This is a genomic window from Acetobacterium paludosum, from assembly GCF_008086595.1.
In the GTDB taxonomy this organism is placed as follows: Bacteria; Bacillota; Clostridia; order Eubacteriales; family Eubacteriaceae; genus Acetobacterium; species Acetobacterium paludosum.
Genome location: NZ_RXYA01000005.1, coordinates 169696 through 184867 on the forward strand (window position 1 = coordinate 169696; position 15172 = coordinate 184867).

Here is a 15172-nt window from a genome sequence, read left to right on the forward strand (position 1 = left end):
AACACATTTAGCCAAAGCCGATTTTTGTTTTTACACAACTCCCTCCAGTTTTTAATACCTTTTATTTTCTTATGGTATATCTGTAGCAAGCTTTATGCCAAATCGTAAAAATTATTATATTTTAAAATCCAGGTTTCAGCCCTTTTTCTAAGGTACCGCGTCCGTAGGAAATTCATACCTGCTGCAAATTTTTATGCACTTATCGTTCGCTTTTTTTTGAAATGGTTTACATCGTTCGCTTTAAATCGGGGATTTTAACCTTATAGCACATATTTTTGCATGTATTCTTTTTTTGCATATGTTGTTGCAACTTATAAATATATCGTTAATTACTAAAATGCTCACATTAAATCGTAAGCATCCTTGGACATTTTCGTAAATTTATCCTACGCAATATTTTAATCATTTAGATACATATCATAATTCTTCTAACTTTATAATATATTTATCGCATTTTCAACATACTTTTTTCATCTCCTAAATTTAGTAAAGAACCAAATTCTGATTTCAAACCATATATTTGGCACAATACTTGCTTTGTATTATCTGCATATAGCAAAAGCTATTGATTATTTATAATTTAGGAGGAATAAATGCAAAGAGATTTAGGAATTAACTACATGACCACACGAAAAAACCATACATGCTATGGTATGGGTATTGGCATTATGGTATTGGATGATGCGTATCCCGGCTTCCCTGGAGATGTTCGTAATGCCAGTGCCTGGGATTTCCCAATTCAATATGAAATCGCAAAGGGTGTTGATAACTATACTTTAGTTTGGGAACAGGATAAAACACCCTGTCGTGAACCAATTGTTCAAGCCGCTAAAAATTTGGAACGCATGGGTTGTCGTGCCATCGCAGCTGAATGTGGCTACTTCGCATACTTTCAACAAGATGTGGCAGCAGCTGTTGACATTCCTGTGTTTATGTCAAGCCTTCTCCAGGTTCCCTTTATTCAACAACTAATCGGACCCACCAATGCCGTTGGCATAATATGTGCTCAAAAACGTTTTTTAACCAATACTCATTTAGAAAAAGTTGGAATCAATCTAAAAAGCAACTTCTATATTGCCGGAGCTCAGGATGAATATGGTTGTCCTCAATTTGACACCTTATGGGATCATGAAAAAAGACCTGAAATACCTGAAAGTTATTATGACGAATCTGAAAAAGATATGATTCAAATCACTAAGAAATTCATCGTAGAACACCCTGATATTAAAGCAATCATGTTAGAATGTACAGGTATGCAGCCTTTCGCCAGAGCGATCCAAACTGCGGTAGATTTACCTATATTCAGCTGGGGTACTTTACTAGACTATGCTTATTCCTGCGTAGCTCATCGTGATTACTACGGTCATATCTAAATTATAAAAATATCACAATACATAAAAGGGGATTAAAACAATGAAACCATATGAAAAATATGTATCAAAAGCAGATATACAAATCATTCATGAAGAATCACTTAGAATTCTTCATGAAGTGGGTGTAAAATTTGAGCACCCAGAAATTCTTAAAATTTTCAAAAATCATGGCGCTCGCATTGAAGGGAATGTTGTTTTTTTAGAAGAGAAAATGGTGATGGACACCATCTCAACTATCCCGGAAACATTTACCATCGAAAATTCCAAGGGAAACCATACCTTAGGAGGAGGCAGTCTCATTTTAATGCCCGGTGTGGGTAATATATTCAGATTAGAAAATGAACATCTCCATAAAATGACCAATGATGACGCTGTTGATCAGTTTAAATTGTCAGATACCAGCGACGTTATCAATTGTAATTACTTCAATATTTTTTTAGATGACAAAGAATTATCCTTAGACGAACGGGTATTCAGTCCGATTGCGATGATCTTAAAATATTCAAATAAAACAGCGCTTCATTTGCAGGCAAATACCTTCCCACTAAAATCAAATATCCGGGAATCTTTTAAAAAAGGACTTGAACTCATTGACAGATTCGAAGGCCGAAGTGGAGTCTATAATAATATTGTCCATGTTAATTCCTTATCACCGTTATGTTTCGACCATGATCCTTTGGAAAAATTCTTGATTGCCACCGAAATGAACCAACCGGTTTGGTTCAGTCCTTGCGCCATGCCGGTGCTAACCGGTCCACCTTCGGTTGCCGGGCTTATTGCCATGACCAATGCTGAAGTCTTAGCTGGTATGGTTATGTCGCAGCTTGTCAAACCTGGATTACCGGTTGTTTATGGACAAACCTCGGCGTCCACAAACCTGCGCACCATTCAATTAAGCATTGGCGCTCCTGAAACAGCTTTGATTTCTTATGCAACCCGAGGACTGGCTGATTTTTATAAACTCCCCTGCCGTACCGGTGGTGGCCTAAGTGATGCGAAAGATTTTGATATACAGGCCGGTATTGAATCCGATATGATGATTCGCTCGACCCTTGAAGCCGCTCCTGATTTAGTCCTTCATTCCTGTGGTATCATGGGAAGCTTCAATATTTTAAGTTTCGAAAAATTCTTAATGGACGAAGACACCTACCGAATGAACCGTCGTCTTTTAAAAGGAATTAATATTGAAGAAAGTTACTTGTGTCATGATCTTATTGCTAAAATCGGCCCTCGTGGAAACTTCTTACAAGGTCGAACTCCAAAAATGTTTAAAGAGGAATTTTTTGTTCCAAAATATTTTAATAAAGAAGACCCTAACCAATGGCAGGAAAAAGGAAGTAAACCGGTCTTAAAAGATGTTCAAGAAGCCGTTAAAATTCGTTTATCTACCTATACCCCACCAGACATTACAAAAGAACAAGCAGCCTTGCTGGATGAATATATCCCTGCCTGCTATCGCGAAAAAATCTAATTTAAATTATAAAAAAGACAAGGAGAACCTATGGAAACCACACAAAGAAATATTGAATTCAATGTATTAAATAAAAATAAAATTGAAACTATTCATGAAAAGAGCATGGATCTGCTAGAAAACTTCGGCATGCGGGTTGTTGGTGAACGAACCATTGAATGTTTGAAAAAATACGGTTGTACCATTGAAGGAGATCTAGTTAAATTTCCAAAGACCGTTGTCGATAAAGCCCTGAATACCATTCCAAAAGAACTAACCCTCTATACCCGAGATGGCAAACCTAATATGGTGATTAACAGCAATAACAATGTTTATTTCGGAACTCATTCCGATCAGTTGGAAATTCTCGATTATAAAACCAATATGGCACGACCTTTCCTAAAATCAGATATTAAAGACATGTGTAAAATCGGAAGTTATCTGTCCAACATCAGTTTTATCCTGTCCGTAGGAATGTGCGCTGATGTAAATCCCCGGGTACAGTCTCAGGTTACCTTTATTGAAACCCTTAAAAATTTTGATAAGACCATTAACTTTTCTACCAATGATATTGAATCTCTTCAAGAGATTATTGACATTGCGGCTGTTGTTGCAGGCGGACATAAAGAATTAACAGAAAAGCCCTTTATTTTTAATTATTGCGAACCAATCCCACCGTTGACACACCCGATTGAGAGCACGGAAAAATTATTTGTCAGTGCAACCAATAAAATACCAGTAGTTTATATGCCTTACAGCATGATGGGTGGTACCTCTCCCATTACCATCGCCGGTGCCTTAACTCAAAATAATGCTGAAATTTTGGCTGGTGTCGTTATTACCCAGGCCGTCAACGAAGGTGCTCCATTGATTTATGGTTCCATGCCCACCGTATTCGACATGCAAACTACCATTGGTTCTTATGGTGCTCCGGAATTCCATAAATCGGTTGCTGCAGCTTCTGAACTGGCAAATTACTATAATCTTCCTTTTTATGGAACAGCTGGTTGCAGTGATGCCAAAACCGTTGATTCACAATCCATTGCAGAAGTACAGATGGAACTTTTCTCTTCTATTTTAAGCAAGGCAAACATCGTTCATGATATTGGTGTACTTGATCACTGTAATTCTGTATCACCTGCTATGGTCGTCCTGGCTAATGAAATGATTAATCAGCTTTCTGCTTATTCCAGTGGTGTAGAAGTGACCGAAGAAGCCCTGGCAATAGACGTCATTAAATGTGTAGGTCATGGCGGTCACTACCTCAATGAAATGCATACTTTAAGCAATTTCAGAAGTGTCTGGTACCCAGACTTTTTCAAACGTCGGATGGTTAATCCTGATCAGTCGGATATCATGGAAATGGTTAATGAAAAAATTGATGCCATTATTAATACCCACAAAATACCTGAACTGGATCCATCTATCCTCTCAAGAATTGAAGAAATCGAGAAAAGATACCAATAAAAACCTTAATTATTAAAATCCCCTTATCAGACAGACAACTTCGCTCAGGGGTTGTCTATATGATTTTTTGGGGAATCATGTTATTATACAATCAAAGTTAAAAAACCATGAAATGGAGAATCAAAAAGTGAAAGATAATAATGAATCCATTTTGGAAGCTTTTGATGCAAATTCTTTTCCCATTCAAGATGTAGAACGTATTGAAGATGTTTGTATCCATGTTGTTGATTCAAGTGGAAAAATTGTATGCTATTCAAAAGGCTGCGAAATCATCGAAAATATGAAACATGAAGATGTTATCGGAAAAAACATGAGTGACATCTATGATTATCTTGAAAATGAATCCATGGAATCTCTGGTTTTAAAAACCGGAAAAAAAGTTCAGGATGTCCATGTGAAATATACATCCCCATCTGGAAAGGTTGCTGATGTCATTAGTAGCACTTACCCGGTTTTTTCCAGAACCAAACCAAATAGAGTAGAAGCCGCCATCTGCATCTACCGAGATATTTCCGATTATATTCATATGGCTTCTACCATAAAAAAATTACAAAATGATTTAAAGTCTCAACAGCTTAAAAATAACGGCACCCAATTTACATTTAAGGATATTATAGGTACTAGTGCGAATATGACTGAATGTATTCGACATGCAGAAATTGCCGCCCAGACCACAGCCCCAATTCTCATTGCTGGCCCAACCGGTACTGGGAAGGAAGTTTTTGCCCAAAGTATTCATAACGCAAGCCCCCAAGCAAATAAGCCTTTTATAGCCATCAATTGCAGTGCTATTCCTGAGAATCTTCTTGAAAGCACACTTTTCGGAACTGTAAAAGGTTCCTTTACTGGTGCGGTTGATTCTGTGGGGTTATTAGAGACGGCTGAAGGAGGCACCATTTTTCTGGATGAAATCAACTCAATGAACCTGGGTTTACAATCAAAGCTCCTTCGTGTACTGGAAACGGGGAAATACCGAAAAGTTGGGGGTAATAAAGAAATCACTTCCAATATTCGTTTGCTCAGTGCATTAAACCAGGATCCTTTAAAAGCCATTGAAGAAAAAAGACTTCGTTCAGATTTATATTATCGTTTAGCTGTTTTTTCCATAAATTTACCCCCACTCAAAGATCGCAGACAAGATATTCTTGATCTTGTCCCTTTTTTTCTTTCAACTGAGGGAACGGCAATGGGTAAACAGCTTTTTGAAGTTTCCAAGGAATCCCAGGAAGTTCTTCTCAGCCATGACTGGCCTGGAAATATTCGGGAACTGAAACATGCTGTAACTCATGCCATCTACTTAGCACAATATCAAGACACGATACTAACACCAGATTTATTGCCTGCATATTTACGAAAAAATATTTCAGATAAAAAAATATATGAAAAGTATCTATCTGTAAGTATAGACGATAAGAATTTAAAAGCTACTCTCAATAAAATCGAAAAACAAATGATCATGGATGTCTTAGAAACAAATAAATATAATATTTCGAAAAGTTCCCGTGATCTTGGAATTTCCCGACAGAATTTACAGTACAAGATACATCTTCATCAAATAAATGTCATTGAAGATAACTCTATAATTTAAAAAATAGTTCGTTTATTGTAAGATAAAAATAAAAATGTAGAAATGGGGATACACTGAAAACCGAGACTGTAAATAATTTTGTATCGAGCTAGAAAGCACATCCCTGTTCTGTCCCCTTATCAAAGAACATTCAGGTGGAGATTTCAGCCCTTACCCTAACACTATTTTACAAAGAGGTAGTTATATGAAAAAAATAGTAATCGGATGCAACGTAATCCGTAAGGAAATAGAGAAATATTATGACAACTCATCGGATTTTGAGTTCGATTGGTTAGAAGATCATTTACATAACATTCCTGAAACACTTCATAAAAAAGTACAATCAGCCATTGATAAACATTTTGACGCTGATGTAATTTATCTTTTGTATGGCCATTGTGGGCAGGCATTATGTGGTATACAAACACGGCAATGTCCAATTATTTTACCTAAAGTCGAAGATTGTATTGATATTTTACTCTGTCATAATCCGCATGTTAACGATATGCGTCGAACATCCTATTTTATTTCGCAAGGCTGGTTATGGGGTAATGAAAACCTTGGTTATGAATATGACCGTATTAAAGAAAAATATGGAGAAAAACGTGCCTTGCGTGTAGTAAAAACTATGTACAGAAACTATCATTATCTAATGTATGTCAATACTGGAATAGAAGAAGATCGAGTTCGTCATGATTGTTCTACCATTGCCGAACGTTTAGGTTTACAACTTCAAGAAACATCCGGTGACATTCATCTAGTTTTAAATATGCTAAATGGTATAATGGATGATCGCTATTTAATGATTCTGCCAGAAGGCTATATTTCCGAAGAAATGTTTCGCAAATAGCATTCACGTTACTCATAAAAATGATTTTTAATGTATGACCGCTCTTTTTTTAATAACTTGCCATAATATAAATACACAATTTTTGAAACGGTCTCCATCAGCTGGAAAAGCAGCGTTGCTTTTCGTTACTTTTTGCAGACCTATTAGCTCGGCAACATGCCTCGCAAACAAAAAAGCACCTTTCTCAAGATGCTAAATATCGATAAAATAAAAAAATGGTCGGAGTGAGAGGATTTGAACCTCCGGCCTCATGGTCCCGAACCATGCGCTCTACCAAGCTGAGCCACACCCCGTTGATAATGTTTTAATTCCAACTGTTGCAATTCCGACTTGTTTATTGTAAACTATATTTAGAAAAATATCAATCCTTTGGAGGAAAAAAATTATGCACACAAAAAATAAATGGTATCGCATCGGCGCATTAGTATTGGTTGCTGTCATTGCTGTTAGTATGCTTGCGTTATATGCATTCTAAATGAATATTCGAATTGTTGCGGTGGGGAAAATCAAAGAAAAGTACCTTAAATCAGCGATTAACGAGTATTTAAAGCGCTTAAGCGCTTATTGTCGTCTGGAGATAATTGAAGTTAAAGATGAAAAAATCCCTGAAAAATCAAGTGATGCCCAACGAATGAAAGCCTTGGAAATTGAGGGGAAACGAATTCTTCCTTATTTAAGAGATGAAGACATTCTAATAACCCTTGAAATCCATGGACATCAAATGGATTCTCCAGCTTTCGCAAAAAAAATTGAAAACTATGGAATTCAAGGAAAAAGCCAACTTACTTTTGTTATTGGCGGATCAATCGGGTTATCATCAGAAATTACCAATTGTTCAAACTGGAAATTATCTTTTTCTGAAATGACTTTCCCCCATCAGCTCTTTCGGGTCTTGCTTTTAGAACAATTGTATCGTGCCTTTAAAATCAATCGTGGAGAAACCTATCATAAATAAGACTTCCTGGGGAAGTTGTTATAAAATTCTGCTTAAGCATCCAGATGAAATGATTGTCATTTGGATGCTTAAGCAGGTTTACTCAAAATCATTAAACTAATAGAGGTGAAATATGCCAGATTATGTAATAAAAGCCACCGCTGGAAATGGACAAATCCGAGTATTTGCAGCCACAACACAAAACATCGTTGAAATTGCACATGCAATCCATCAAACCAGTCCTGTTGTAACTCAAGCTCTGGGTCGACTTCTTACCGCGGGATCCTTAATGGGGTCCATGATGAAAAATGCTGATGAAATGATCACATTAAAAATAGCCGGCGATGGTCCTGTGAAGGGTCTATTAGTAACTGCAGATGCTAACGGTAACGTTAAAGGTTATCCTTATGTAAATGATTTAAATGATTCATATGCGTCACCCATGTCTGTATCAGAGGCTATCGGGGAAGGTTCTTTAAATATTTTGAAAGACATTGGCCTTAAAGAACCTTATGTGGGATACTCCCCTTTAATAAGCGGAGAAATAGCTGAAGATTTGACCTATTATTATGCCCAGTCTGAACAAATCCCGACTTCTGTATCTTTGGGCGTTCTGTTAAATAAAGATGGTTCCGTTAAGCAGGCAGGCGGTTTTATTATTCAGCTGATGCCTGATACCGATGATGCCACCATTGATGCCTTGGAAAAGGCATTGGCAAGTACTCCTTCCATGACCAAACTATTAGATGAAGGAAAATCCCCAGAAAATATTTTAGCAGAGCTCTTTAAAAATATTGGGGTGAAAATCTCAGAAATAGAAGAAGCCCGTTTTTTCTGCGACTGTTCCCGTAATCGTGTCATAAAAGCTCTCACTGCCATTGGAGCAGCGGATCTCATCGATATTATTGCTGATCAGGAAATTATTGAAATCAAATGTGATTTTTGTCAAGAAAAATATCATTTTACACCTGAACAACTTCAATCGATCGTCGATCTTATTCAAAATGAAATAAAAAAAGGGGAATAAAATGCAGTTAACAAAACGTTCAAGCGGAGTTCTCATGCATATTTCATCCCTTCCGGGTGACTATGGCATTGGTACTTTAGGTCTGGAAGCTCAAAATTTTATTGATCTTCTTGTTAGTATGAATTGCACCTATTGGCAAATCCTTCCAACCGGACCAGTAGATGACTACTTTTCACCATATAAAAGCATTTCAGCTTTTGCCGGCAACCCGCTCCTGATTGATTTGGACATCCTTTTTCAATGGGATTTGTTATCAAAAGATGAACTATCAAGTTGTCAGTCTTTTGATTCACCTTATTCAATTAATTACTCAGCTATTATTAAAAATCGTAAAACAATCTTCAAACTTGCCTTCTCTCGTTTAACTCACAAGCAAAATGAAAGAATCCGGAATTATTGTGAAGCCAATAGTGAATGGCTTCCCGATTTTTCTCTTTACTCGGCTCTTTCAGATTTTTTTTCTGAAAATGATTGGACGAAGTGGATTGATACAAACCTTGTTCATCGTAACCCGTCGGCCCTTTCTTCTGTGCGAGCAAAATTAGCAGAAGAAATTAATTATCATAACTTTCTTCAATATGCATATGATAAACAATGGCGAGATCTTAAAAACTATGCCAATTCAAAAGGAATTAAAATCATCGGTGACCTTCCTATTTATGTTGCTCATACTAGTTCAGATGTGTGGAGTCATCCCGAACTTTTCCAATTGAATAATAAAGGTTATCCTCTGGAAGTTGCCGGTGTTCCTCCCGACTATTTTTCTGAGAATGGTCAACTTTGGGGCAATCCCCTTTATCGGTGGGATGTCATGAAAGAAAATGGCTATTCATGGTGGATGAATCGATTAAAAACAGCTCTACTAACCTATGACTACGTTCGGATTGACCATTTTCGAAGTTTTTCTGCCTACTGGTCTATCCCCGCATCTGAACCAACTGCTAAAAATGGTCGATGGGTTTCTGGACCGGGCATTGATTTTTTTAATGCTTTAAATAATTGTTTCCCCAATCCCAATATTATTGCAGAAGATCTTGGACTACAGGACGTTGCACTCACCGAACTTCTGTATCAAACAGGTTTCCCAGGAATGCGAATCATGGAATTCGCTTTTATGGATAACAACGACAATATCCACCTGCCACATAATTACAAACCAAATATGGTCGTCTACTCTGGCACTCATGATAATAACACCCTCTTAGGCACCCTGTTTGAATATTCTATAGAGCAACGAACCTATGCATTTAACTATTGCGGTTATAACGATCAATGGGAAAATCAATGGCAGCTTGGCGGATATCACAGTTTGTCCTGCCGGGCATTTATTCGTACCCTTTGGCAAAGCGTCGCCAATTTAGTAATTCTCCCCATACAGGATATTTGTGGATTTGGAAAAGATACCCGAATGAACAAGCCTGGAACAACAAGTAATAATTGGCTTTTTAGAATGACTCGAGATGGTTTATCACAAATTGACATCGACTGGATGAAACAAATGAATTCAATTTACAAACGTACCATTGGATAAATTCAACTCACCTGCTATAATTAGCCATTTTTTAGCAAATAAAAAATAATAGACAAGTGTCCGCAGTCTTCAAACATTTTTTCAATATAACCTTGCAATGAAACCTTAAGTTTTGGTATAATAATCAAAGGTAAATTTAAGGAATGAAAAAAAAGAGGAGGACTTTACCATGAAAAAATCACTATCATTGCTGTTATGCTTAGCATTAGTTGCTACCATGACCGCAGGATGCTCTGGATCATCTACTTCTTCAGATAACAGCGACGTTATCAAAGTAGGTGTATTCGAACCTTTAACCGGTGCAAATGCTTCCGGTGGAGAATTAGAACTTGAAGGGGTTCAATTGGCCAACCAATTACACCCTGAGGTATTAGGCAAAAAGGTAGAACTTGTCGTTGCTGATAATAAATCAGACAAGGCCGAAGCGACTACCGCCGCTGCTCGATTAATCGAGAAAGACAAAGTTTCTGCAATACTGGGTTCATGGGGATCTTCACTTTCCATGGCAGCTGGCGACATTGTAAAATCAAATAAGATTCCAGCTATTGCTCTGTCCGCAACAAATCCACAAGTTACATTAGGAAATGATTATTATTTCCGCGTCTGTTTCTTGGATCCTTTCCAGGGAACTGTAATGGCCAACTATGCATACAAAACCTTGGGTGCCAAGAAGGTTGCCATTGTTCAGGAAGTTTCCAATGACTATTCTGTTGGCTTAGCTAAATTTTTCACCGATTCATTTACAAAATTAAGCGGTGATGCCAGTGCAATTGTTTCTACTGGTAACTATAACACCGGCGACCAGGATTTCAACGGTATTTTAACCAATATCAAAGCAACCAACCCAGATGTAATCTTTGCACCTGGTAATTACACAGAATCCGCTTTACTCATTAAACAAGCACGTGCACTTGGCATTACTTGTCCAATTATCGGTGGGGATACATGGGAAACCAACGAATTTATCACCGTCGGTGGAGCTGATGTTGAAGGTGCTGTTATGTCAACGTTCTTTGATGATACCAACCCCCCAACTGAAGCAGGAAAAACTTTTGTAGCAGAATACAAAAAACTTTATCCTGATCGTCAAAATATTCCAGCGGTAACGGCTCTTGGTTATGACGGTTACATGATGCTCATGGATGCCATTCAACGCGCTGGTTCTGCTGATCCACAAGCCATTCGAGATGCCCTAGCTACAACAACTAATTTCGAAGGTGCTACCGGTGTTATCACCATTAATGCCAATGGCGACGCTGAAAAGAATAGTGCCATTGTAAAAGTTGTCAAAGATGGTAAATTCACTTATTTAGACACAGTTACCATTACACAATAAAAAAACAGAAATACGAATAAGATAGTTTAAACTTTGAGGGTATTTATTTTTGGATACCCTCAATTCAATTCTAAAGATATAAATGAGGTTATAATTATGGTCGTCGGAATGACACTTTCAACATTCTTACAGCAACTCATTAACGGATTATCGCTTGGAAGTTTATATGCCTTAATTGCCATTGGCTATACGATGGTTTATGGAATATTAAAGCTTATCAATTTTGCCCATGGCGATATATTTATGATGGCTGCTTATTTTGCATATTTTGGGATTTCAGTCTTTTTTCTTCCATGGTATGTGACATTTATTATTACAATTTTACTAACGATGCTTTTGGGTGCCGGAATTGAGCGAATGGCTTATCGCCCACTGCGTGAAGCACCAAAAACATCACTTTTAATCTCTGCTATAGGGGTTTCTTTTTTGCTTGAAAATTTGGCAACCTATCTTTTCTCTGGCAAACCTCAAGCATTCCCGGAATTTCCAGTTATGACGACGCCTATTTTCGTTGGAGGATTATCCATTCAGCCAGTTTCCATTGTTATCCCAATTGTTGCTTTTTTTCTCATGACAGTACTGCTTTTTATTATCAACAAAACAAAAGTTGGGATGGCAATGCGAGCCGTATCTGTCGATTATGACACCGCAAAATTGATGGGTATTAAAATCGATAACGTCATTTCCTCAACCTTTGCAATTGGTTCCGGTCTTGCCGCTGTTGGTGCACTTTTGTGGTGCATGAAATATCCATCGGTACTGCCTCTCATGGGTGTTGTTCCCGGATTAAAATGTTTCATCGCCGCAGTTATCGGTGGCATCGGTAATGTTAAAGGAGCTGTTCTTGGGGGCCTAATCCTTGGATTTTCTGAAGTTCTAATGGTTGCCTTCTTCCCTTCACTGACCGGTTATCGGGATGCTGTTGCTTTTATTATTTTAATTATTATTCTCTTGTTTCTTCCCAATGGAATTCTTGGCAAAAAACAAGTTGAAAAGGTTTAGGGGGGTACCAGAAATGAAAAATACTCAGAACAGTTTAGGTGCCTACTTAAAAAAGCATTGGAAAACAGTCGTTTTTTTAGTTTTAGTTTTAATTGGTATCGGTATTGCGGATCAATTTGTTAATTCTTTCATGCGCAGACTCTTAAATCTTAGCGCGATTTATACAATTGTGGCTTTATCCATGAATTTAGTTAATGGTTTTACCGGACAATTTTCCCTGGGTCAGGCTGGTTTCATGGCCATAGGAGCATATACGGTTGCTATATTCACCGTTCCGGTCGGACTCCGTTCAACTATATTTTACCTGGCGCCGATGGCACCCTTGCTAGCAAATATTCAATTGCCATTTGTTGTCGCACTCATACTTGGTGGATTTTTATCTGCTGGCGTTGCTTTCCTAATTGGTTCACCGTGTCTTCGACTTCGAGGGGATTATTTAGCGATTGCAACACTTGGTTTTTCTGAAATCATCAGAATTATCTTCACCAATACTCAAACCATTACAAATGGCGCTCTTGGAATCAAAAGCATTCCAACCATCAACAGTCTTTGGTGGACTTTCGGGATTGCATTAATTGTCATTATCGCGTGTTTCCTGCTTATAAATTCTTCCTATGGACGCGCCTTTAAATCCGTTCGAGAAGACGAAATTGCCGCTGAAGCGATGGGCGTTAGTTTATTCAAAACAAAGATGACCGCCTTTTTAATCAGCGCCTTTTTTACGGGAATTGGCGGTGGCTTATACGCAGCACTTCTGGGTACAGTCGATCCAAAACAATTCTATTTCACCTTAACTTATAACTTTTTGCTCATTATTGTTCTTGGTGGTATGGGCAGTATTTCAGGAACTATTATTGCCAGTTTTGTTGTAACTTTAGGGCAAGAAGCGCTTCGCTTCCTTGATGAACCCATGGCCTTCGGATTAGATCTTCCTATTTTCAGGCCTGGCTTGAGAATGGTCGTTTTCTCATTTCTGCTAATGGTTGTTGTTCTCTTTTACCGAAAAGGTTTAATGGGTACCAATGAGCTCACCTGGAATTTCATCATTAACAAATACCGCTCTATCAAATCACGGTTTACGAAAAAAGCGGCATCAGCACAAGGAGGTGACAGTAAATGAGTCTTTTAAGAACTGAAAATGTCATCATGCAATTTGGCGGGGTTATCGCTGTCAATGATTTAAATATAGACATAAAAAAAGGCGAACTGGCTGCCTTGATCGGTCCAAATGGTGCCGGAAAAACGACGGCATTCAATGTGATCACCGGCGTCTATACTCCGACCAGCGGAAAGGTTCTTTTTTCGCCTACAGACAGCGCCGGTGTCGCCTCTGAAATTGACATCAGCGGAAAAAGGCCTGATAAAATTACCGGCCTGGGTATTGCCAGAACTTTCCAAAATATTCGGTTGTTTAGTGATCTCTCTGTTTTAGAAAATGTTCTGATTGCAACTCATTTAAATATTAATTACAGTTTTTTATCTGCTATGTTGCGCATGCCAAAAGCCCGTAAAGGTGAACGCGAAGCAAAAGAAAAATGCGAGTTTCTTTTGGAACGCATGGGACTGATCGACCTGAAAAACGAGAAGGCTTCATCTCTACCTTATGGGCAACAACGACATCTTGAAATCGCTCGGGCGCTTGCTACAAATCCTCAGCTTTTACTTCTTGATGAACCGGCAGCCGGAATGAATCCACAGGAAACAGATGAATTAACTGATCTTATTTTTAAATTGAAAACCGATTTCGATCTTACTATTTTCATGATTGAACACCATATGGACTTGGTTATGGAAATCTCGGATCATATCTATGTATTAGATTTCGGATGCACCATTGCCAAAGGAAATCCAAATGAAATTCAAAATGATCCTAAGGTAATTGAAGCATATTTGGGGGTAGACGAAGATGTTGAAGATTAGTAATTTAGAAGTCGCTTATGGCGGTATTGAAGCAGTCAGGGGTATCGACCTTGAAGTACCAGAAGGCAGTATCGTCACCCTGATTGGCTCAAATGGGGCAGGAAAAAGCACAACCCTACGTTCCATCGTTAATCTTGTTAAATCAAAATCAGGAAGCATCAGCTATTTTGGTGAAGAACTAATGGGATTGGATACAACAAAAATTGTTGACAAAGGAATTACATTGGTTCCCGAAGGTCGTCATGTATTCCCAGATCTCACGGTGCTTGAAAACCTTAAAATCGGTGCATATATGCGAAAAGACAGTCTTAAAGAAGATATCCAAATGATTTATAATCTTTTTCCTCGCTTAGAAGAACGCTCCTGGCAACTGGCCGGAACTTTATCTGGTGGTGAGCAGCAAATGCTGGCTGTCGGTCGTGCCATGATGAGCCGACCAAAGCTTCTCATGATGGATGAACCCTCTCTTGGATTAGCACCTCTGGTTGTTAAAGGTATTTTTGATATCATCCAAACTTTGAATAAAGAGGGTATGACGATCCTCCTGATTGAACAAAATGCTAACTCGGCATTGAAAATAGCAGACTATGCTTATGTATTGGAAACAGGAAAAATCACCAAGCAGGGTACTGGTAAAGAACTGCTTAATGATGAAAGCATCAAGGAAGCTTACCTTGGGAAAAGCCAACGAAAGAAATAATTTTCAATATATTTA

At 38.1% G+C, this 15172-nt stretch carries 13 protein-coding genes and 1 tRNA gene; 13 read left to right on the forward strand and 1 reads right to left on the reverse strand.

Going from position 1 to position 15172, the window contains the following annotated elements:
* Positions 1-593: 593 nt before the first annotated feature.
* The 5 genes from FZC41_RS07155 (at position 594) to FZC41_RS07175 (ending at position 6707) form a co-directional block, all read left to right on the forward strand.
* The gene (locus tag FZC41_RS07155; RefSeq protein WP_148566714.1) at positions 594-1373 is read left to right on the forward strand and encodes an aspartate/glutamate racemase family protein; all 780 of its coding nucleotides are present in this window, start codon (positions 594-596) and stop codon (positions 1371-1373) included.
* Between the two features lie 40 nt (positions 1374-1413).
* Positions 1414-2844 (forward strand): trimethylamine methyltransferase family protein, encoded by a 1431-nt coding sequence (locus tag FZC41_RS07160; RefSeq protein WP_148566715.1) that lies wholly within the window; start codon positions 1414-1416, stop codon positions 2842-2844.
* 30 nt (positions 2845-2874) lie between these two features.
* On the forward strand, positions 2875-4290 hold the full coding sequence (locus FZC41_RS07165) for a trimethylamine methyltransferase family protein (RefSeq protein ID WP_148566716.1): 1416 nt from the start codon (positions 2875-2877) through the stop codon (positions 4288-4290).
* A gap of 127 nt (positions 4291-4417) precedes the next feature.
* Positions 4418-5878 (forward strand): sigma-54 interaction domain-containing protein, encoded by a 1461-nt coding sequence (locus FZC41_RS07170; protein ID WP_243136670.1) that lies wholly within the window; start codon positions 4418-4420, stop codon positions 5876-5878.
* Positions 5879-6062: 184 nt separating this feature from the next.
* On the forward strand, positions 6063-6707 hold the full coding sequence (locus FZC41_RS07175; RefSeq protein ID WP_148566718.1) for a DUF1638 domain-containing protein: 645 nt from the start codon (positions 6063-6065) through the stop codon (positions 6705-6707).
* A gap of 216 nt (positions 6708-6923) precedes the next feature.
* Here the strand turns inward: FZC41_RS07175 and FZC41_RS07180 are convergent.
* Positions 6924-7000: transfer RNA gene (locus FZC41_RS07180), tRNA-Pro, on the reverse strand.
* A 182-nt stretch (positions 7001-7182) separates the two neighbouring features.
* On the opposite strand from FZC41_RS07180, the gene rlmH reads away from it, so the two are divergent.
* From rlmH to FZC41_RS07220, 8 genes are all read left to right on the forward strand, one after another.
* Entirely contained in the window at positions 7183-7662 is a 480-nt protein-coding gene (gene rlmH / locus FZC41_RS07185; RefSeq protein WP_148566719.1) for a 23S rRNA (pseudouridine(1915)-N(3))-methyltransferase RlmH, read from the forward strand.
* Between the two features lie 112 nt (positions 7663-7774).
* The gene (gene hslO / locus FZC41_RS07190) at positions 7775-8668 is read left to right on the forward strand and encodes an Hsp33 family molecular chaperone HslO (protein WP_148566720.1); all 894 of its coding nucleotides are present in this window, start codon (positions 7775-7777) and stop codon (positions 8666-8668) included.
* A gap of 1 nt (position 8669) precedes the next feature.
* Positions 8670-10199, forward strand: coding sequence for a 4-alpha-glucanotransferase (malQ, locus tag FZC41_RS07195; RefSeq protein WP_148566721.1), 1530 nt, complete (start codon positions 8670-8672; stop codon positions 10197-10199).
* 169 nt (positions 10200-10368) lie between these two features.
* Complete coding sequence (locus FZC41_RS07200) at positions 10369-11535, forward strand: ABC transporter substrate-binding protein (RefSeq protein WP_148566722.1); 1167 nt, start codon at positions 10369-10371, stop codon at positions 11533-11535.
* Between the two features lie 108 nt (positions 11536-11643).
* Complete coding sequence (locus FZC41_RS07205; protein WP_148566775.1) at positions 11644-12537, forward strand: branched-chain amino acid ABC transporter permease; 894 nt, start codon at positions 11644-11646, stop codon at positions 12535-12537.
* Positions 12538-12550: 13 nt separating this feature from the next.
* Positions 12551-13657, forward strand: a complete 1107-nt coding sequence (locus FZC41_RS07210; protein WP_148566723.1) for a branched-chain amino acid ABC transporter permease — start codon at positions 12551-12553, stop codon at positions 13655-13657.
* Positions 13654-14457, forward strand: a complete 804-nt coding sequence (locus FZC41_RS07215; protein ID WP_148566724.1) for an ABC transporter ATP-binding protein — start codon at positions 13654-13656, stop codon at positions 14455-14457. Before FZC41_RS07210 ends, FZC41_RS07215 begins: the two co-directional genes overlap by 4 nt.
* On the forward strand, positions 14444-15157 hold the full coding sequence (locus tag FZC41_RS07220) for an ABC transporter ATP-binding protein (RefSeq protein WP_148566725.1): 714 nt from the start codon (positions 14444-14446) through the stop codon (positions 15155-15157). Before FZC41_RS07215 ends, FZC41_RS07220 begins: the two co-directional genes overlap by 14 nt.
* The last annotated feature ends 15 nt before the right edge of the window (positions 15158-15172 follow it).

What these genes read in the sequence shown, in the direction of transcription:
- FZC41_RS07215 (WP_148566724.1), top strand. Translation starts at nt 13,654, where the DNA reads ATGAGTCTTTTAAGAACTGAAAATGTCATCATGCAATTTGGCGGGGTT.
- FZC41_RS07210 (WP_148566723.1), top strand. Translation starts at nt 12,551, where the DNA reads ATGAAAAATACTCAGAACAGTTTAGGTGCCTACTTAAAAAAGCATTGG.
- FZC41_RS07160 (WP_148566715.1), top strand. Translation starts at nt 1,414, where the DNA reads ATGAAACCATATGAAAAATATGTATCAAAAGCAGATATACAAATCATT.
- FZC41_RS07200 (WP_148566722.1), top strand. Translation starts at nt 10,369, where the DNA reads ATGAAAAAATCACTATCATTGCTGTTATGCTTAGCATTAGTTGCTACC.
- FZC41_RS07175 (WP_148566718.1), top strand. Translation starts at nt 6,063, where the DNA reads ATGAAAAAAATAGTAATCGGATGCAACGTAATCCGTAAGGAAATAGAG.
- hslO (WP_148566720.1), top strand. Translation starts at nt 7,775, where the DNA reads ATGCCAGATTATGTAATAAAAGCCACCGCTGGAAATGGACAAATCCGA.
- FZC41_RS07155 (WP_148566714.1), top strand. Translation starts at nt 594, where the DNA reads ATGCAAAGAGATTTAGGAATTAACTACATGACCACACGAAAAAACCAT.
- rlmH (WP_148566719.1), top strand. Translation starts at nt 7,183, where the DNA reads ATGAATATTCGAATTGTTGCGGTGGGGAAAATCAAAGAAAAGTACCTT.
- FZC41_RS07220 (WP_148566725.1), top strand. Translation starts at nt 14,444, where the DNA reads ATGTTGAAGATTAGTAATTTAGAAGTCGCTTATGGCGGTATTGAAGCA.
- FZC41_RS07165 (WP_148566716.1), top strand. Translation starts at nt 2,875, where the DNA reads ATGGAAACCACACAAAGAAATATTGAATTCAATGTATTAAATAAAAAT.
- malQ (WP_148566721.1), top strand. Translation starts at nt 8,670, where the DNA reads ATGCAGTTAACAAAACGTTCAAGCGGAGTTCTCATGCATATTTCATCC.
- FZC41_RS07205 (WP_148566775.1), top strand. Translation starts at nt 11,644, where the DNA reads ATGACACTTTCAACATTCTTACAGCAACTCATTAACGGATTATCGCTT.